General features: G+C 65.1%; 18 protein-coding genes and 1 tRNA gene. 7 read left to right on the top strand and 12 right to left on the bottom strand.

Going from position 1 to position 19215, the window contains the following annotated elements; translation table 11 throughout:
* The first annotated feature begins 265 nt into the window (after nt 1–265).
* On the top strand, nt 266–1642 hold the full coding sequence (locus AB0T83_RS13905; RefSeq protein ID WP_366193760.1) for an arylsulfotransferase family protein: 1377 nt from the start codon (nt 266–268) through the stop codon (nt 1640–1642).
* On the opposite strand, the gene msrQ is transcribed toward AB0T83_RS13905, so the two are convergent.
* The 3 genes from msrQ to AB0T83_RS13920 all read right to left on the bottom strand — a co-directional run bounded on the left by msrQ (nt 1639) and on the right by AB0T83_RS13920 (nt 4817).
* Nucleotides 1639–2283 (bottom strand): protein-methionine-sulfoxide reductase heme-binding subunit MsrQ, encoded by a 645-nt coding sequence (gene msrQ / locus AB0T83_RS13910; RefSeq protein ID WP_366193762.1) that lies wholly within the window; start codon nt 2281–2283, stop codon nt 1639–1641. The two genes, AB0T83_RS13905 and msrQ, sit on opposite strands and share 4 nt — an antisense overlap.
* A 43-nt stretch (nt 2284–2326) precedes the next feature.
* Nucleotides 2327–3238 carry a protein-methionine-sulfoxide reductase catalytic subunit MsrP gene (msrP, locus tag AB0T83_RS13915; RefSeq protein WP_366193764.1) on the bottom strand — a complete coding sequence of 304 codons (912 nt, stop codon included), beginning with the start codon at nt 3236–3238 and terminating at the stop codon, nt 2327–2329.
* An 85-nt stretch (nt 3239–3323) separates the two neighbouring features.
* On the bottom strand, nt 3324–4817 hold the full coding sequence (locus AB0T83_RS13920; protein WP_435891176.1) for an FMN-binding glutamate synthase family protein: 1494 nt from the start codon (nt 4815–4817) through the stop codon (nt 3324–3326).
* Between the two features lie 287 nt (nt 4818–5104).
* On the opposite strand from AB0T83_RS13920, the gene AB0T83_RS13925 reads away from it, so the two are divergent.
* Entirely contained in the window at nt 5105–5590 is a 486-nt protein-coding gene (locus AB0T83_RS13925) for a fasciclin domain-containing protein (RefSeq protein ID WP_366193766.1), read from the top strand.
* Between the two features lie 59 nt (nt 5591–5649).
* Here the strand turns inward: AB0T83_RS13925 and clpB are convergent, their stop codons facing one another.
* Nucleotides 5650–8265, bottom strand: a complete 2616-nt coding sequence (clpB, locus tag AB0T83_RS13930) for an ATP-dependent chaperone ClpB (protein ID WP_366193768.1) — start codon at nt 8263–8265, stop codon at nt 5650–5652.
* A gap of 189 nt (nt 8266–8454) precedes the next feature.
* Here clpB and pyrF point away from each other — a divergent pair, with 189 nt between their 5' ends.
* From pyrF to AB0T83_RS13945, 3 genes are all read left to right on the top strand, one after another.
* Nucleotides 8455–9150: an orotidine-5'-phosphate decarboxylase gene (pyrF, locus tag AB0T83_RS13935; protein ID WP_366193770.1), complete on the top strand. Its 696-nt coding sequence runs from the start codon at nt 8455–8457 to the stop codon at nt 9148–9150.
* A gap of 341 nt (nt 9151–9491) precedes the next feature.
* Nucleotides 9492–10748: a DNA polymerase IV gene (locus tag AB0T83_RS13940; RefSeq protein WP_366193772.1), complete on the top strand. Its 1257-nt coding sequence runs from the start codon at nt 9492–9494 to the stop codon at nt 10746–10748.
* A gap of 9 nt (nt 10749–10757) precedes the next feature.
* The gene (locus tag AB0T83_RS13945) at nt 10758–11396 is read left to right on the top strand and encodes a hypothetical protein (protein ID WP_366193774.1); all 639 of its coding nucleotides are present in this window, start codon (nt 10758–10760) and stop codon (nt 11394–11396) included.
* Nucleotides 11397–11400: 4 nt separating this feature from the next.
* Here AB0T83_RS13945 and AB0T83_RS13950 read toward each other — a convergent pair whose 3' ends face one another.
* Entirely contained in the window at nt 11401–12255 is an 855-nt protein-coding gene (locus AB0T83_RS13950; RefSeq protein ID WP_366193775.1) for an N-formylglutamate amidohydrolase, read from the bottom strand.
* 136 nt (nt 12256–12391) lie between these two features.
* Between AB0T83_RS13950 and AB0T83_RS13955 the strand changes: the two genes are divergently transcribed.
* A tRNA-Val gene (locus AB0T83_RS13955) sits at nt 12392–12466 on the top strand.
* 70 nt (nt 12467–12536) lie between these two features.
* A complete protein-coding gene (gene ykgO, locus AB0T83_RS13960; protein ID WP_133343857.1) occupies nt 12537–12662 on the top strand; it encodes a type B 50S ribosomal protein L36 in 126 nt (41 codons plus the stop codon).
* 64 nt (nt 12663–12726) lie between these two features.
* On the opposite strand, the gene AB0T83_RS13965 is transcribed toward ykgO, so the two are convergent.
* The 7 genes from AB0T83_RS13965 to AB0T83_RS13995 form a co-directional block, all read right to left on the bottom strand.
* Nucleotides 12727–13953, bottom strand: a complete 1227-nt coding sequence (locus AB0T83_RS13965) for a phenylacetate--CoA ligase family protein (RefSeq protein ID WP_366193777.1) — start codon at nt 13951–13953, stop codon at nt 12727–12729.
* A gap of 13 nt (nt 13954–13966) precedes the next feature.
* The gene (locus tag AB0T83_RS13970; protein ID WP_366193779.1) at nt 13967–14182 is read right to left on the bottom strand and encodes a GDCCVxC domain-containing (seleno)protein; all 216 of its coding nucleotides are present in this window, start codon (nt 14180–14182) and stop codon (nt 13967–13969) included.
* 5 nt (nt 14183–14187) lie between these two features.
* Nucleotides 14188–15015, bottom strand: a complete 828-nt coding sequence (locus AB0T83_RS13975; RefSeq protein ID WP_366193781.1) for an ABC transporter ATP-binding protein — start codon at nt 15013–15015, stop codon at nt 14188–14190.
* Between the two features lie 103 nt (nt 15016–15118).
* Nucleotides 15119–16396 carry an ABC transporter substrate-binding protein gene (locus tag AB0T83_RS13980; RefSeq protein WP_366193783.1) on the bottom strand — a complete coding sequence of 426 codons (1278 nt, stop codon included), beginning with the start codon at nt 16394–16396 and terminating at the stop codon, nt 15119–15121.
* A 63-nt stretch (nt 16397–16459) separates the two neighbouring features.
* On the bottom strand, nt 16460–17536 hold the full coding sequence (locus tag AB0T83_RS13985) for a branched-chain amino acid ABC transporter permease (RefSeq protein ID WP_366193785.1): 1077 nt from the start codon (nt 17534–17536) through the stop codon (nt 16460–16462).
* Nucleotides 17537–17835: 299 nt separating this feature from the next.
* On the bottom strand, nt 17836–18084 hold the full coding sequence (locus tag AB0T83_RS13990) for a hypothetical protein (RefSeq protein ID WP_366193787.1): 249 nt from the start codon (nt 18082–18084) through the stop codon (nt 17836–17838).
* Nucleotides 18085–18222: 138 nt separating this feature from the next.
* Nucleotides 18223–19209, bottom strand: coding sequence for a branched-chain amino acid ABC transporter permease (locus tag AB0T83_RS13995; protein ID WP_366193789.1), 987 nt, complete (start codon nt 19207–19209; stop codon nt 18223–18225).
* Nucleotides 19210–19215: the final 6 nt, after the last annotated feature.

The following is a 19215-nucleotide window of genomic DNA, read 5'->3' on the forward strand; positions in this document are numbered from 1 at the left end:
AATCACCCCAGGACAAACCCAAAACCAACCGAACCCAGACAACAAAAGGTACCGCTATACCCAATGACCAAAGGGCACCTGGCAACCATGACACCGCCGTGGCGATTCCCAGGGGACTCCACAGGGGCTTCCGAGCGGACAAGGGTTGCTGCGCCGCCGGTTCTTCGCAAAGATCGCGGCAAGTTAAAGTCAGATGTGACAGTACCTCCCAGCAGCCCAGCCCGGAACACCCGGCGACAGGGCCATTGGATGGAAGGAGTCGACGATGTGGTTCGAGCGTGTGTTGTTCAAGCGTGTGGAAGTGTGGTTGGTGCTGCTGCTTCTGGTTCTGGTTCTGCCCGGAATTGTCCTGTTCGGCGAGATCGTGAAGAACGAGGCCGTCTCGCGCCAGCATCCTGACCGGTCATCGCGCTGGGGCACCATCGGGGACGCGGCCTATTTCGTGGCGGACCTGCCCGAAGTGTTGAAAAGCGCGCTGGAGACGGGCTCGGCCTTTCACGCGGGCAGCGCAGGGCGGCTGGCCGGGATTCCCTCGGGCTGGTCGCCGGTCTCGGAGGGGCCGCCGATCTCGGGTTACCTGCTGTTCAGCCGGATCGATGGCGACCTCGGCCGGACCGTGGTGGAACTGGTGGACCTGAGCGATTTCTCGGTGTTGCACCGCTGGCTGCCGGACCCCGAAACGCTGTTTGCCGGTCTGCCGCGCACCTCGAAGATCGTGCCCTATGCCTTCTGGTCGTCCGCCCGCTTCCGCGCCATGCACCCGTTGCTGGAAGCCGATGGCACGCTGGTGATGCACGGCCAGACCTCGCCGCTAATGCGGCTGGATGCCTGCGGAGACGTGCTGTGGAGGCAGGACGACATCATGCTGCACCATTCCCTGAACCGGGATGCGGAGGGCAACTACTGGGCACCGGGCTTTACCGAACCGACGGATCTTGGCCTGTCCGAGAAGTTCCACGACGATACCCTGGTGCAGATCTCGCCCGAGGGAGAAATCCTGTTCACGCGGTCGCTGACGCAGCTTCTGATCGATCACGGCCACGAATACATGGTCTACCAGATCGGCGCCTACCGCGAGGATCCGCTGCATCTGAACGACATTCAGCCGGTGCTGTCGGACGGGCCGTTCTGGAAGACCGGCGATGTGCTGATCAGTGCGCGGGATATCGCGGCGATCCTGCTGTACCGGCCCTCGACCGATGAAATCCTGTGGATGAAGCGCGGTCCGTGGATGGCCCAACATGACGTGGATATCCTGGGACCGACCACGATCTCGGTGTTCAACAACAATGTCCGCAACCGGGGCGCCGGCGGCTATATCGACACGACATCCAACGTGCTGGTCTATGATTTCGCCGCCGACACCGTGACAAGCCCCTATCAGGCGGCGCTGGAGGAGGCGGTGGTGCTGGCCACCACAAACGGGCTGTCGGAGATGACCGAGTCCGGTCATCTGATCGTGGAGGAAGACACGGCGGGCCGGCTGCTGGTCTTCGGACCCGACCGCGCGCTTGCGTGGCAATACATGAACCGGGACGCTGCAGGCACGCCCTATCGCATGGCGTGGTCGCGCTATGTCCCGCAAGATGTTGGCGATCAGGCGCGGGCAGCGCTGACAGCGGCCTCCTGCCCGGCGCCCTAGCGGCCCGGCACCAACCGCAGCAGCAGCAGGCCGACGATGGCGCCGAAGTAAAGGATCGGCTCGGTCTGCCAGCCTTTTACGAGCATCACGAAATGCGCCGATCCCAGCAGCACCGCCGGATAGGTCAGCCTGTGCAGGCGGCGCCAGCGCAGCGGCCCCATCCGGCGCAGCGACCAGTTGTTCGAGGTCAGCGCCAGCGGCAGCAGGCACAGGAACCCGGTCATGCCGATGGTGATATAGGGCCGCTTGACGATGTCCTTCCAGATCGCCGCAAGCGACTGCACGTCCAGCAGGGCCCAGACGCTGAGATGGGCCAGCACATAGAAAAACGCCGTCAGGCCGATGGCGCGGCGAAAGCGGATCAGGTTGATCCCCAGCAGGCGGCGCAGGGGGGTCACGGCCAGACCGGCCACCAGGAATTGCAGGGCGAACAGCCCATAGCGGTGTTCCAGCGCCTCGACCGGGTTGACGCCCATCTCGCCGTTCAGGGCTTTCCAGAAGAACCAGGGCACCGGCAGCAGGCCGAACAGATAGACTGGCCACGTCGGCAGGCGCCGGGTGGCCCCGTTCAGGCCATTGGCGACCGCCGCCCAAGGCGACGGCTGCGGTGCGACCGCGCCGGGTGTGGTCTGTCGTGTCATGCCCAAGGCCCTTTGCCCGTGCTGCCGGGGCGCGCGTCCGCTGTCAGTAGAATTTCGCCAGATCCATGCCGGAGTACAGACCCGCCACCTCGTCGGCATAGCCGTTGAACATCAGTGTGGGCTGCTTCTTGGCAAACAGGCCGCTGCCGACCCGGCGTTCGCTGGCCTGGCTCCAGCGCGGGTGATCCACTTCCGGGTTCACATTGGCGTAGAAGCCGTATTCACGGGGCAGCAACATGTTCCAGGTGGTCGGCGGTTCCTGATCCGTCAGGGTGATCCGCACGATCGACTTGATTGACTTGAAGCCGTATTTCCACGGCACCACCAGCCGCAGCGGTGCGCCGTTCTGGTTGGGCAGGGTTTTGCCGTACAGCCCCGTGGCGATCAGGGTCAGCGGGTTCATGGCTTCGTCCAGCCGCAGCCCCTCGCGATAGGGCCAGTCCAGCGCCGAGGTGCGCTGGCCGCGCATTTCCTCGGGGCGGAACAGGGTCTCGAAGGCCACGTATTTCGCCGACGGCTGGACGCCGACCTTGTTCAGCAGGCCGCGCAGCTCGAAGCCGTTCCACGGGATGACCATCGACCAGGCCTCGACACAGCGCAAGCGGTAGATCCGTTCCTCGATGGCCAGCCCGGCCATCAGTTCCGCCAGATCATAGGTGCCGGGGCGCTCGACCATGCCGTCGATCTTGACGCTCCAGGGATCGGTGGTCAGCGCCTCGGCATAGCGGGCCGGATCGGTCTTGTCCCAGCCGAATTCATAGAAGTTGTTGTACTGGGTGATGTCCTCGAAACTGTTGGGCGCCTCATCGGTGGAATACGCCCCCGCCGCCTGCAGCGGGCGCGCCAGTGCGGCCAGGCCAAGGGCGCCGGCACCGGCCAGCAAGGCCCGGCGGTTCAGGAAATCGGCTTCGGGCGTGACATCGGCCCAGGTCAGGCTGCGGGGTTGACGGCGCATCGGATCCTCCGTTGGTCACCGGGAACTTAACGCTCCCGGCCGCGTCTTCAAAGACAACCCTGCTCACAGCTGCGTTGGGAATGTGTCAGGCCGGGCTGATACGCTCGGGCTCGGGATAGAGCGCATTCATCCGCAGCGACCGGCCGTTGGGCTGCACCAGACGTACATGGCCCCGGCCCAGTTGGCGCGGGCCATCGACCCCCACCGAATGGGCGATGACCTCGACCTCCTTGACCACCGAGGTCGCATAGTTGGCGACCTTGCGGAACTTGTCCTCGACCACCAGCCCCTTCTGGAAGCGCGGGTCATGGGTGGTGATGCCGGTCGGGCAGGTGTTCTTGTTGCACTTGAGCGCCTGGATACAGCCAAGCGCGAACATGAAGCCGCGCGCCGAGGTGACGAAATCGGCCCCAGCCGCCAGCGCCCAGGCCACATCGCCGGGATTGACCAGCTTGGCGCTGGCGATCAGGCGGATGCGGTCGCGCAGCCCGTATTCCTTCAACATGTCAGACATGCGCGGCAAGGCCTCACGAATGGGCATTCCCACCAGATCCATCAGCGGCATGGGCGAGGCCCCGGTCCCGCCCTCGCCGCCATCGATGGTGATGAAATCCGGCGCGCTGTCGGCGCCGCGCGCGTTGATGGTCGAAAAGAACTCCCGCACCCCGTCGACCGAACCGATGCACATCTTGACGCCCACCGGCTTGCCTGTGACCTCGCGCACATGGCCGATGAAATCCAGCAGGTCGTCCCAATTGTGCACTTCCGTGTGGCGATTGGGGGAATAGCTGGTCTCGTTCAACGGGATGCCCCGAATCTCGGCAATCTCGGGGGTGATCTTGGCCGCTGGCAGGATGCCACCCTTGCCCGGCTTTGCGCCCTGGCTGAGCTTGATCTCGAACATGCGAATGTTGTCATGGGCTGCGATGGCGGCCAGCTTGCCGTCGTCCAGATGCCCCGCCACGTCGCGCACCCCGTATTTCGCGGTGCCGATCTGATAGACCAGATCGCAGCCCGATTTCAGGTGATAGGGCGACACGCCGCCCTCGCCGGTGTTCATCCAGATGCCAGCCTCCTTGGCCCCCTGCGCCAGCGCCAGAACCGCCGGTTTGGATATGGCACCGAAGCTCATGCCGGAGATGTTGAAGAAGGACGGCGCCTCGAACGGATTGCGCGCGCCCGGTCCGATGACCAGCGGCCCTGCCGGGGCGGCTTCCTCGTCCAGCGGCGGGAAGGCCGAGTTCACGAAGATCGGCGTGCCCACCACGTCAAGATTGCGGGTCGATCCGAAGGCGATGGTATTGCCCTTGCCCGAGGCCGCCCGCGTGACCCAGTCGCGCTGCGCCCGGTTGAACGGCAATTCCTCGCGATCCATGGCAAAGAAATACTGCCGGAAGAACTCCCCCAACGAGGTGAACAGATGCCGGAAGCGGCCCAGCACCGGATAGTTGCGGCGGATGGCGTCGCGGGTCTGTATCCGGTCGATGATGAACAGGGTGGCGGCCGCCAGTATGGCGACCATGAAGCCCAGGACCAGAAGCAGCCCCAGAAAGTTCAGCCCGCGTTCTACAAATTCCATCCGCTTCTCCCTGTTCGGCCGCCCCGGTGCCTGTCACCCGGTCCGAATGCCCCTGATTGCGTCACAATCGCCGCCAAAGGACAAAGGGAAACTGAAGCCCGCGCCGGTTTTTTCGTCACAAGCCCTCACTTTGAGTTGACTGGAAATCCCGGAAACGCCGGCTTAGGCGCGTCGAGGCCTGCGTCAAGGAACATTCCGGCGACCAACCGGCCTGATTTCCGCCGACGCCTTCCTACTCTCTCCTCCAACGCAACGATGCGTTCCTTGTGCAACAACGGAGACCACACATGTTTCGCAGAACTTTCACTGCCCTGACCGCCGCCGCCTTCTTCGCCGGTCCGGCCTTCGCCGATGGCCACAGCAAGGACATCGTGGACACGGCGGTCGAAGCGGGCAGCTTCAACACCCTCGTTGCCGCGGTTCAGGCCGCCGGGCTGGTCGAGACCCTGAAAGGCTCCGGCCCCTTCACCGTCTTCGCCCCCACCGACGAGGCTTTTGCCGCCCTGCCCGATGGCACCGTCGAAACCCTGCTGATGCCGGAAAACAAGGATCAGCTGGTGGCGATCCTGACCTATCACGTGGTGCCCGCCAAGGTGATGTCGGGTGAACTGGTGGACCAGACCGTCAGCGCCAGGACCGTCAACGGGGCTGAGCTGATCATCGATGGCCGTGATGGCGTGAAGGTCAACGACGCGATGGTCATTCAGGCCGACATCGCAGCCAGCAACGGTGTGATCCATGTGGTCGACAGCGTGATCCTGCCCGAAGGGTAAGCAAGAAAAGGGGGCGGCCCCGCAGGACCGCCCCCCGTGTTGTAACCAGTCAAGGGCGCCTAGTGAATGACCGCGTCCTCTGGCTTGGGCCGCTGAGACGCGCTGATCCGGTCCCCTACGATCAGCCCGTCGGCCCCGGCCGAAACCGTGATGACGTCGCCGTCCTTCACGTCCCCGGCCAGGATCATCTCGGCCAGCTGGTCCTGCAGGGCGCGCTGGATCACGCGCTTCAGGGGACGCGCCCCGAACACCGGGTCATAGCCTTCATCGGCAAGCCACTTGTGCGCCGGTTCGTCCAGTTCCACCGACAGCTTGCGGGCAGCCAGACGTTTTTCCAGACGCGCCAGCTGGATATCGACGATCCCATCCATATCCGCACGGTTCAATCGATCGAAGATGATCGTCTCGTCCAGACGGTTCAGGAACTCGGGCCGGAAGTGCGCCCGCACCGCGTCCATCACGTCGCGCTTGGCCTGCGCCGCATCGGCCCCCTCGGGCAGTTGGCTCAGCGCCTGCGACCCCAGATTCGACGTCAGCACGATCAGCGTCTGCTTGAAGTCCACGGTGCGGCCCTGACCATCGGTCAGCACGCCGTCATCCAGTACCTGCAACAGCACGTTGAACACATCCGGGTGCGCCTTCTCGACCTCGTCGAACAGCACCACCTGGTACGGACGCCGCCGCACGGCCTCGGTCAGAACCCCGCCCTCGTCATAGCCGACATAGCCCGGAGGCGCGCCGATCAGGCGGGCCACCGCGTGCTTCTCCATGAATTCGCTCATGTCGATGCGCACCATGGCGTTGTCGTCGTCGAACAGATACTCGGCCACGGCCTTGGTCAGTTCGGTCTTGCCGACACCGGTCGGCCCAAGGAACAGGAACGAGCCCAGCGGCCGGTTCTCGTCGTTCAACCCGGCCCGCGCGCGACGCACGGCGTTCGACACGGCGGTGACCGCCGTCCTTTGGCCGACAACCCGCTTGCCCAGTTCCTCTTCCATGCGCAGCAGCTTCTCGCGCTCGCCTTCCAGCATCTTCGAGGTCGGAATCCCGGTCCAGCGTTCCACCACACCGGCGATCTGCTCAGGCCGCACGGCTTCTTCGACCATCACGTCGCTTTCGACTTCCTCGGCAGAGGCCAGCTTCTTTTCCAGATCCGGGATCACGCCATAGGACAGCTCCCCGGCGCGGGCCAGGTTGCCTTCGCGCTTGGCCTGATCCAGCTCGGCCCGGGCATGGTCCAGCTTTTCCTTGATGTCGCGGGCCTGGGCCAGCTTGTCGCGTTCGGCCTGCCATTGCGCCGTCATCTCGGCCGAGCGCTGCATCAGGTCGCCCAACTCGGCCTCCAGCTTCTCCAGCCGGTCTTTCGACGCCGTGTCGTCTTCCTTCTTCAGGGCCTCCGCCTCGATCTGCAACTGCAGGATCTGGCGATCCAGCGCGTCCAGTTCCTCGGGCTTGCTGTCCACTTCCATGCGCAACCGGCTGGCGGCCTCGTCGACCAGGTCGATGGCCTTGTCCGGCAGGAAACGGTCGGTGATATAGCGGTGCGACAGGGTCGCCGCCGCCACAAGGGCCGAGTCGCTGATCCGCACGCCGTGGTGAAGCTCGTATTTCTCCTTGATACCGCGCAGGATCGACACGGTGTCCTCGACCGTGGGTTCCTCGACCAGCACCGGCTGGAACCGCCGCGCCAGGGCCGCGTCTTTCTCGACATGCTTGCGGTATTCGTCCAGAGTGGTCGCGCCGACGCAGTGAAGCTCCCCGCGCGCCAACGCCGGTTTCAGCAGGTTGCTGGCATCCATCGCCCCATCCGCCTTGCCCGCGCCAACCAGCGTGTGCATCTCGTCGATGAACAGCACGATCTCGCCGGCCGCGGCCTCGATCTCCTTCAGGATCGCCTTCAGACGCTCCTCGAACTCGCCACGATACTTGGCGCCCGCGATCAAAGATCCCATGTCCAGCGCCATCAGCCGCTTGTTCTTCAGGCTTTCGGGCACGTCACCGTCGATGATGCGCAGGGCCAGACCCTCGGCAATCGCCGTCTTGCCGACGCCGGGTTCCCCGATCAGCACCGGGTTGTTCTTGGTCCGCCGACTCAGCACCTGCATCGTGCGCCTGATCTCCTCGTCGCGGCCGATGATCGGGTCGATCTTGCCGTCGCGCGCCGCCTGCGTCAGGTCGCGCGCGTATTTCTTCAGTGCGTCATAGCCATCTTCGGCCGAAGCACTGTCCGCAGTACGCCCCTTGCGCAGGTCGTTGATCGCCGAATTCAGCGTCTGGGCCGTGACCGCCCCGGCGTCCAGCGCCTCCTTGGCCTTCGACCGGACCACCGCCAGCGCGGTCAGGATACGCTCGACGGCGACAAAGCTGTCGCCGGCCTTGGTGGCGATCTTCTCGGCCTCGTCCAGCACCTTGGCGGTCTGGGGATCCATATAGACCTGACCGGCATCGCCGCTGACCTTTGGCAGCTTCGACAGGGCCAGCTCGGTGGCCTCACGCACCCGCTCGGGCGCGCCCCCGGCCTGTTTGATCAGGTTGGCAGCAAGACCTTCCTCATCATCCAGCAGGGCTTTCAGGACATGTTCGGGGGAAAGTTTCTGATGCCCCTCGCGCATCGCAATCGTCTGGGCCGCTTGCAGAAAACCGCGCGACCGCTCCGTGAACTTTTCAAGGTTCATGGTGTTCTCCTTTTCTCAGCACCCTGTGCGATCCCGCCCGGCTTGGCGGCACGGGATCTGTCGGGCCTCAGGTTGAATTTGGGAATTCTGCACGCCCGGCTCAAGGGTCCGCGCGCATTTTCCCGGTGTTGCGGGCCTTGACCTTGCCCCCGCCGGGCCTCATCACCCGAAAAACCACCGGAGCCCGCCATGACCGATGACCGCCTGATTGTCGCCCTCGATGTGCCCAACGCCCTGTCCGGGCTGCAACTGGCCCAGAAGATCGGCGATGCCGCCAGCTTCTACAAGATCGGGCTGGGGATGCTCACGGGGGGCGGGCTGGCGCTGGCCAATGAACTCAAGCAGGATCACGGCAAGCGCATCTTCCTCGACATGAAGCTATTCGACATCAGCGCGACGGTGGAACACGCGGTGCGCGGTCTGGCGCAATTCGATCTCGACTTCCTGACCGTGCACGGCGACCCGCATGTTGTGCACGCGGCCCGCGAAGGGGCGGCCGGCTCCAACCTGAAGATCCTCGCAGTCACCATCCTGACCTCGCTCGACCGCGCCGACCTCGACGCTTGCCTGATCCAAAACGGCGAGATTCGCGATCTCGTCACCGAACGCGCCGCCCGCGCCTTCAAAGCCGGCGCCCATGGCGTCATCGCCTCCCCGCAAGAGGCCGCCCTGATCCGCGCCCTGCCGGAAGCCGCGGGAAAACTCATCGTCACCCCCGGCGTGCGCCCCACCGGCAGCGCACTTGGCGATCAGAAACGCGTGGCCACCCCGGCCAACGCCATCACCGACGGTGCCGACCACATCGTGGTGGGCCGACCGATCTGGACCGCCGACAACCCTCGCGCCGCCGCCCAGGCGATCCAGGCCGAACTTGCTGCGCTCTGAGCTTTTTCTTGTCCAAAATACTCACGGCGCGACCCCACCACACGCACCGCCTGCAGACAGGGGCGGGTGCCGTCCAGCGGCCCGCACGGCCAATCCTGTATCTAGGATATATGTCCGTGATCTCAGCGGCTTGAGCGAGATACGCCGAAACACCCGGCCCCTGAAACTCGTGAGCCGCACCTTCCGGCACGGCCCACCCGGATCATGCCGCGACCGGCGCAATTCGGTCAAGGGAACGCAGGCTTCAAGGTCTGGAATTCTTGCCCTTGGGTTAACTACCCCCGGACTGCCGCCGCCGCAGACCGCTTGCCCGGCGCACGCCAACCGCCTAATCCTGCCCCATGCCCAGCCTGTGCCGCGATTGCCTGGCGACCCCTCCCGGCACGCCCGCGCGTTGCCCTTCCTGCGGATCGCCCCGGATGCTCTCCCACCCCGAGCTGTTCTCGCTCTCGGTGGCGCATATGGATTGCGACGCCTTCTATGCCAGCGTCGAGAAACGCGACAACCCGGACCTGCGGGACAAGCCGGTGATCATCGGCGGCGGCAAGCGCGGCGTGGTCTCCACCGCCTGCTACATCGCCCGGATCAAGGGCGTGCGCTCGGCCATGCCCATGTTCCAGGCGCTGAAGCTTTGCCCCGAGGCGGTGGTGGTACGCGGCGACATGGCCACCTATGCCCGCGTCAGCCGCCAGATCCGCGACATGATGGAGGCGCTGACCCCGGCGGTCGAGCCGCTGTCGCTGGACGAGGCCTTCCTCGATCTCACCGGCACCGAAAAACTGCATGGCGCGCCGCCGGCGGTGGTGCTGGCCGGACTGGTGAAGCGGATGCAGGAGGAGATCGGCATCACCGGCTCCATCGGCCTCAGCCACAACAAGTTCCTGGCCAAGGTGGCCTCGGATCTGGACAAGCCGCGCGGTTTCTCGGTGATCGGCAAGGCCGAAACCGCGGATTTCCTCGAACACCAGCCGGTGCGGCTGATCTGGGGGGTCGGGCAGGCCACGCAGGCCGCACTCGACAAGGCCGGCATCCGCACCTTCGCGGATCTGCGCCGCTGGGACCGGCGCGACCTGCACGCCCGCTTCGGCGGCTTCGGCGAACGGCTCTGGCATCTGGCGCGGGGGCAGGACGCGCGTTCCATCTCGGCCCGCCGCCCGGTCAAGTCGATCTCCAACGAAACCACCTTCTTTGAGGACACCGCCGATCCCGAGATCCTCGATGGCCATTTGTGGCGGCTGTCGGAAAAGGTGGCCGATCGCGCCAAGGCCAAGGACTATGCGGGCCGGGTCGTCACCCTGAAGCTGAAACGCGCCAACCACGCCCTGCTCAGCCGCCGCGAATCCCTGCGCGCGCCGACGCAACTGGCCGACACGCTCTATCGCCACGCCCGCGCGCTGTACGACCGGGCCGGCGACGCGGGACCGTTCCGCCTGATCGGCGTCGGCCTCAGTGATCTGATGCCCGCCGATCAGGCCGGGGCCACCGCCGACCTGCTGGACCCGGACGCCGCGCGCCGGGAAAAAGCCGAACGCGCCGCCGATGCCATCCGCGAACGCTTCGGCCCGCAGGCCATCGTCAAGGGCCGCGCCCTGCGCTAGGCTGGCCCCATGCGCAAGATCAGCAGCGTCACCTCACTGGAAAATTTCGGACGCACCCGGCTGTCGCGGTTCTTCTTCATGCGCGATTTTCTGTTCTCCGAGATCGCCGCCATTCACCTGCGCCCGAACCTGCCCGAGGATCCCGATCTGGCCATTACCGCCGGAACCCGGCTGTGCACCGATCTGCTCGATCCGCTGGTCGAGACCTTCGGGCCGATGCATGTCCGCTCGGCCTTGCGCGGCGCCGATCTGAACGCCTTCGGCAATGCAAAGGGTCTGAACTGCGCCCGCAACGCCGCCAGCGCGGCCAATCACATCTGGGACCGGCGCGACGCACAGGGCCGCATGGGCGCTTGCGCCTGCATCGTGATCCCATGGTTCGCCGACCGCTACGCGCAGGGGCGCGACTGGCGGCACCTGGCGTGGTGGCTGCACGATCACCTGCCCTATTCGGCGCTCCAGTTCTTTCCCCGGCTGGCGGCTTTCAACCTGACATGGCGCGAAGATCCCGAAGGCCGCATCGCCTCCTACATCGCACCGCGCGGCCTGTTGCTGCGCCCCGGCGCGCCGCCGCCGATGGACCGCGCCGCCCGCCAAAGGCTCTATGCGGATTTCCCGGAATTTCGCGGCATCCGCTACCCGGACTGAGCGGCTATTCCGCCGCCAGCGGCACCTTGGGCGCCCCGTATTTGACGATCTCGGCCATGACCCGGGTCAGCATCTGCCGGGTCTCGGCAAAGCCGCTGCTGCGCACCATCCGCGTCTCGTCCATGTACAGCGCCCGGTCGATCTCCACCTGCACCACGTGCTGCCCATAGGCTGGCCGGCCATAGCGCTGCGAGATGAAGGCCCCGGCAAAGGGCGCATTGCGCGCCACCCGCAGCCCTTCGGCGACAAAGGCGCTTTCCAGGCGATCCACGAAGTCTTCGTCCGCCGCCGCCCCGAACCGGTCGCCCAGCACGATCTGCGGCGCCGCACGCCGCGGCGAGGCCGAGGTGATCGCCTCGTGCGGCATCGAATGACAGTCGATCAGGATGGCCCTGCCAAAGTGCGCCTTCTGCTGCTGCATGACCTCGGCCAGCGCCGCGTGATAGGGTCGCCAGTGCCGATCCAACCGGGTTTGCGCCTCGATCATCGACAGCTTGCCGGAATAGATCGCCTGGCCCTGCGCCACCACCCGCGGAATCACCCCCAGCCCGGAACTGACGCGCGGGTTGTGCGCCAGACGACGCACCCCTTCGATCACCGCCGAATCAAGCTCGTCCAGGCTGCGGTTCAGATCCACATAGGCACGCGGGGTGCGCGCCGTCAGCAGCGGTGCCCCCATCTCGGGCGCTGCCGCGATCAGCTGATCCACATAAGCGTCTTCGGAAGACCGCAGCGCATTGCCCTTCAGCACCGACCGCCGCCGGAATGCCCCGGAATAGGCCCGTCCGCTGTGCGGCGAGGCGAAGACCACCGGAGTGGTCACCGGATCGGGAATAATCAGGTCGTAGGGCACGGGCACTCGCATCTCATGACCCATTCATATAGCCGATTTTTTTTCGCCTCCAATACCCCTTGAACCCCTCGCCGACTCCTTCTATAGACCCTGCACCACCGCGCGGAAGGGGCGTTTCAGACGCAATGGAAGCTGCGGGAAGGGGTGATTAGCTCAGCGGTAGAGCACTTCGTTGACATCGAAGGGGTCACTGGTTCGATCCCAGTATCGCCCACCATTCATTCCTTGCGCAGGCAAGGTCAGGTTCAACAGGCGCAACGACGCGCCGCGACGGATAGGAGAGGACCATGAAGGTCAGAAACTCGCTTCGCTCGCTCAAGCAGCGTCACCGCGATTGCCGTGTTGTGCGCCGCAAGGGCCGGGTCTATGTGATCAACAAGACCCAGAAACGGTTCAAGGCACGCCAGGGCTGATTGCCCCGGTCCTGAACACGACGAAAGCCGCCCTCGGGCGGCTTTTTTTGTGACTCGCCCTGGCTCAGCCCGTGTCGTAGTCGCGCTGATCGTCGATCACCTTGCCGTCGCGCGGCAAGCTCCCCGGCGCCACCAGATCTATCCGCCCCTTCAGCTTCAGCACCGCCGCCACCGAGTCGCCATAGGCGGCGGGATCGCCGGCCTCGGTCTCAAGCTGCACCAGCATGGCATCCGCCGCACCCTCGCGGGTGACGGTCACGCGGGCGCGGGCCACCTCCGGATGACGGGCGACCAATGCGGCGACCTGCTCGGGCCGCACGAACATGCCCTTGATCTTGGCGGTCTGGTCGGCGCGTCCCATCCAGCCCTTGATCCGCAAATTGGTCCGACCGCAGGTCGACTCGCCGGGCAGCACCGCCGACAGATCGCCGGTGGCAAAGCGGATCAGCGGATAGTCCGGGTTCAGCGAGGTCACCACAACCTCTCCCACCTCGCCCTGCGCCACCGGATCGCCGGTGCCGGGGGTGACGATTTCGACCAGCACGCCCTCGTCCACGATCAGCCCCTCCATGGCGGGCGATTCATAGGCGATGTTGCCAAGATCGGCGGTGGCATAGCACTGAAGGCAGGCGATGCCGCGCTGCGCATATTCCTGCCGCAAGGCCGGAAACAGCGCGCCGCCCGACACCGCCGCCTTTTTGATCTTCAATGTCAGCCCCATCGCATCGGCCTTGTCCAGGATCACCTTCAGGTAGTCCGGCGTGCCGGCATAGGCGGTCGCCCCGATGTCATGGGCCGCCTGCGCCTGCAATTCGGTCTGGCCGGTGCCGGCGGGGATCACCGCCGCCCCCACCGCCCGCGCGCCGTTTTCAAAGATCATGCCCGCCGGGGTCAGGTGATAGCCGAAACAGTTCTGAACGATGTCGCCCGCGCCAATGCCGCAGGCATGCAGGAACCGCCCCAGCCGCCACCAGTCGCGGCTGATCATGCCCGGTTCATACAGCGGTCCCGGCGACTGGAAGATATGGGCAAACCCCGAGGCCGCATGCGGCACCAGCCCGCCAAAGGGCGGCGCGGCCCTTTGCGCGGCCCCCAATTCGGCCTTGCGCAGCACCGGCAGGCGCGCCAGCGCGGCCAAATCGGTGACTTCCTCGGCCGCAATCCCGGCAAGGCTTTCGGCATAGCCGGGCAGCGCCTGCGCCGCCGCGATCTGCGCCGGCAGGCATTCGGCAATGGATCCCGCCCGCGCATCGGCACTGCGGGTTTCCCAGTCATCGTAGAATGCGGTCATCGGTTACTTCCCCTCAGGAACAGCAGCCCGACCCGGCCTGAACCGGCGGGCAGGGCACATCGGCATAGGAACAGAACACGCAGCAATCGCCCGGCAGGGGGCGCAGCACGGTCCGGCAATTGCGGCATTCATGGAACCACTGGCAGGCGTCGGTTGGCATGGTCAACGCCTCGACCTGCCCGCATTCGGGGCAGGTCAGCCGCGCCGTGGTCTGGATCTCCGGTCCCATCGGCCTCAACTCAACCAGCGCTTGCGTCGGCGGTACGACCGCACGTCCCGGAAACTCTTGCGGCCTTCTTCCGAAACGCCCAGGTAGAATTCCTTCACATCCGGGTTCTCCAGCAGATCCTTCGCCGGTCCATCCATCACCACGCGCCCCGACTCCAGGATATAGCCGTAATGGGCATAGCGCAGCGCCACCGTGGTGTTCTGCTCGGCCAGAAGAAAGCTCACCCCCTCCTGCTCGTTCAGCGTCTTCACGATGCCGAAGATCTCTTCCACAAGCTGCGGCGCCAGCCCCATCGAGGGCTCGTCCAGCAGGATGCACGCGGGCCGCGCCATCAGCGCCCGCCCCATGGCCACCATCTGCTGCTCCCCGCCCGAGGTATAGCCCGCTTGCGAGCGGCGCCGCTCCTTCAGACGCGGGAAATAGTGATAGACCAGCTCCAGATCCTTGTTGATCGCCGCGGACCCGTCGCGCCGCGTATAGGCGCCGGTCAGCAGGTTTTCCTCCACCGTCAGATGCTCGAAACAATGGCGGCCTTCCATGACCTGGATGACCCCGCGCTTGACCAGCGTTGCCGGATCCAGCCCCTGCACCCGCTCGCCGCGATAATGGATCGAGCCCTTGGTGACCTCGCCACGCTCGGAATGCAGCAGGTTCGACACCGCCTTCAGCGTTGTGGTCTTGCCCGCCCCATTGCCCCCCAGCAGCGCGGTGATGCCGCCCTTGGGCACGCTCAGGCTGACGCCTTTCAGCACCAGGATCACATGGTTGTAGATCACCTCGATGTTGTTGACCTCCAGAAGCGTCTCCCGGGTCTCGGCAGTGGCATCCAGCATGGCGATCCTCGTCTGATCCGGGGCGCGGCGGCCCCTGCTTTTTCTTGTCAAAAATACTCATGCGCCCCGGCGGCAGACAGCGCCGCCGCCGGGGCAGAGGGATTTATTCGCAGCGCGGCGCGATGGCGTTCTCGGCGGCGAAAGCCTCCGAGTCCGCGATCACCAGCGGCCCGGTCACGTCATCCTCGGGCGCGATGAAATCGGTCAGCGGCACCCAGGCTTTCGCGCTCGCGTCCCATTGCTGGACGATGCCCATGCCCGATCCGCCGTGATCCTCGCAGGTCACGCTGAACTCCGGCCCGACGCCCGGCATGCCCAGGGCTTCCATCTTGGCGGCGGTCATTTCCAGCGCTTCCATGCCGTCGCGCATCTGCGCGGCGGTGATGTCGGCGGTGCCGTTGATTTTCTGCGCGGTCTTGGCCGCTTCCACCGCCAGCATCGCCGCGTACATGCCGCGCGTGTACAGCACCGATCCCAGGTTCGAGCCGTCCCCGGCCGCCAGCCCGGCGTCATGCACATGGGTCTGGATGTCGGCGAACACCGGCAGATCGCCCACCTTGTTCATGTTCAGCGCCTTGTAGCCGTTGGCCGCCTCGCCCGCCGGCGTCACGTCGTGCTCGGCCCCGGCCCACCAGTTGCCGATGAAGTTCTCCATCGGGAAGCGGATGTTGGCGGCTTCCTGCACGGCGACCTGGTTCATCACGCCCCAGCCCCACATCAGCACATAGTCCGGCCGTTCGCGCCGGATCTGCAGCCACTGGCTCTTCTGCTCCTGGCCCGGCGAATCCACGGCGATGGTGGTCAGATCAAATCCGTATTTCTGCGACAGCGCTTCCAGCGTCGGGATCGGTTCCTTGCCATAGGCCGAGTTGTGGAACAGCAGCACGATCTTCTTGCCCTCCAGACTGTCGCCATTCTCGCTCAGCAGGTACTTGATCGCCACGCTGGCCGCGTCCCAGTAGTTCGCCGGGTAGTTGAACACATGGCTGAACACCTTGCCGTTGGCCGCCGAGGTGCGCCCGTAACCCATGGTGTGCAGCGGAATGCCGTCGGCGGTGACCTTGGGGATCAGCTGGTAGGTGATGCCGGTGGACAGCGGCTGATAGACCAGCGCGCCCTCGCCCTTGGTCGCCTCGTAGCATTCGACGCCCTTCTCGGTGTTATAGCCGGTCTCGCATTCGATGACTTTCGCGGGGATGCCGCCGATGCCGCCGTCCCGCGCGTTCACCATCGTGAAATAGTCCTGGTAGCCGTCCGAGAACGGGATGCCCCCTGCCGCAAAAGGTCCGGTGCGATAGCTGAGATCCGGGAACACCAGATCCGCCAGCGCCGGACCGCTCGCCAAGGCACCCATCAGCGCCAATGCTGTCAATTTCTTCATGTCAGTTTCCTCCCTGTTGTTTGTTGCGTGCCGATCCTCCAACCGGCACCGGCAGTGGCCCCCTCAATGCGGGAAAGGCCACAGCCGCAGTTTTTCCTTCGCAAGTTCCCACAGTCGGGCCAGCCCATGCGGCTCGGCGATCAGGAAGCCGATGATCAGCGCCCCGACGATCACCAGTTCCAGATGCGCCGCCAGCGCCGTGTCCCAGCCGAAGCCGCCGACCAGCACGTTCTTCAGCAGCACCGGCAGCAGCACCATGAAGGCCGCGCCGGCCAGCGATCCGAAGATCGACCCCAGCCCGCCGATGATGATCATGAACAGCACCAGGAACGACTTGTTGATGCCGAAAGCCTCGCCGACCTCGACCGCGCCCAGGTAAACCGAGAAGAACAGCGCCCCGGCGATCCCCACGAAGAAGGACGACGCGGCAAAGGCGGTCAGTTTGGCGCGCAGCGGGTTCACGCCGATGATCTCGGCGGCGATATCCATGTCGCGGATCGACATCCAGGTGCGGCCCACGGTGCCCCGTGTCAGGTTGCGCGCCAGCCAGGCCAGCGCCACCAGGAACACCAGGCAGAACAGATAGGTCGCCCAGGCGCTGGTGTTGGGACCGGTCACCGGTATGCCAAAGACGGTGCGTTCCGGCGCGCTGATCTGGCCCGAAGCGGAATAGTTGTAGAACCACGGCACCCGGTTGAACAGCCAGACCAGGAAGAACTGCGCCGCCAGCGTCGCCACCGCCAGGTAGAAGCCCTTGATTCGCAGGCTCGGCAAGCCGAACAACACGCCCACCAAGGCCGTGACTCCACCCCCCAGCAACACGCAGAAGGCGATATTCAGATCGGGAAAGGCGGTCATGAACTTGTAGCAGGAATAGGCGCCCACGGCCATGAAGCCGCCGGTGCCAAGGCTGACCTGCCCGCAGTACCCGGTCAGGATGTTCAGCCCGATGGCCGCGATCGCCCAGATCAGGAACGGCAGCAGAACCGCATTGGCCCAATAGTCGTTGACGATGAAGGGCACCACAAGGAAGGCCACCGCCAGCACCACGTAATAGCGGTAGCGGTCGAAGGCGATGGGAAAGGTCTGGTTGTCGGCGACATAGCTGGTCTTGAAGTCGCCCGCTTCACGGTAAAACATCTCCGCTCCTCCTCAGGCCGCCGCGGGGCGCGGCGCCCCGGTCCGGGAACAGGGATGCGACCCGACCGGCCGAAGCTGGCGGTTCAGGTCAATCCCATGATATGTCTTGGTTTTTCCGGCGTTCGATCCGGGGTCATCAGCCGCTGGTCGGGCCGAACCCCCCCCCCAGAAACGGGAATGGGACTTCCAGCCTCCACCGGAAGTCCCACCCGTTTGATCGTGCGCAGCGAGCGGGCCCGAAAGCACCGCGTGCACTACGATCACATGTCCGCCGCTCGCTCCTCCTCGCGCAGCAGACGTCAACTCGCGGTTTGCTGGTACTCCTCCTCCAGCCGCGCCCGTGCAGCTGCGCGACGCCCGTGCATCCGCGGCGACAGGCGCATGATCTGCACCCAGCCGATAAGACCGGCGCCGAGCCCCAGCAAACACAGAACGAAGGTGATCGGATGCGTGGACCGGTCGCCCATCACGCCAGCCGCCGCGATGAACCCATAGGTCCAGAACGCCGTAAAGCCGACAACCGTGATGATGGCCCAGATTTTCTTCATCCAATGTATCCCTTGACAACTGCACCGCCAGTTCGCGACGCACCGTTGCGGGCGGACATTGCCTGACTCGCCCCCCATGCGTCAAGCGCATATCTGCCATGCATTTTTGCTGCGCTGCAGCGTTATCCGCTAACATGGTCATACCCGCTCGATGATCTTTTCGCCGAACAGGCCCTGCGGCCTGAAAACAAGGAACAAAAGCGCCAGTACATAGGCAAACCAGTTCTCGGTGGCACCGCCCACAAGCGGGCCGATCGTGAACTCGAACAGCTTCTCGCCGACACCAATGATCAACCCGCCGACGATGGCGCCGGGAATCGAGGTGAAGCCGCCCAGCATCAGCACCGGCAAGGCCTTCAGCGCGATCAGCGACAGCGAGAATTGCACCCCCGATTTCGCGCCCCACATGATGCCCGCGACCAGCGCCACGAAGCCCGCGATGGACCAGACCAGCACCCAGATGAACTGCAGCGAGATGCCCACCGACAACGCCGCCTGATGATCGTCGGCCACCGCGCGCAGTGCCCGGCCCTGCTTGGTATATTGCGAGAAGGCCACCAGCCCGGCCACCAGGATGGCGGCGATGATCGTGGCGGCGATGTCCAGCCGGTCGATGAAGAAGCCGTAGCCGAACCAGTTGTAGGTGGTGGTGTCGATGAACTCGGACAGGCCTTGTGGCAACCCCACGTCCATCTTCTTGATCTCCGACCCCCACATCAGGTCGCCGACCCCTTCCAGGAAATAGGCCAGTCCGATGGTGGCCATGAACAGGATGATCGGCTCCTGATTGACCAGATGTTTCAGCACGAAATACTCGATCAGGATGGCCAGACCGATCATCACCCCGATGGTCAGCACGATGGCCACGATGGCGGGCAGGTGCCAGCCGAAGTGATGGATCTCGGTGCCAAAGACCGCGTTGATGAGATGCGCGAAGGGCACTTGGCCCTGCTGGATGCCGACCAGCGTCAGCGCCGCGAACAGGGCCATGACGCCCTGCGCATAGTTGAAGATGCCCGACGCCTTGTAGATCAGCACGAAGCCCAGCGCGACGAGCGCATACATGACCCCGGCCATCAGGCCGTTGAGCATGACCTCCATGGCGAAAAGAACCTGATCAGGCATGGCAAC

The sequence above is a fragment of the Meridianimarinicoccus marinus genome, assembly GCF_040689105.1.
GTDB classification, from domain to species: Bacteria; Pseudomonadota; Alphaproteobacteria; order Rhodobacterales; family Rhodobacteraceae; genus Meridianimarinicoccus; species Meridianimarinicoccus marinus.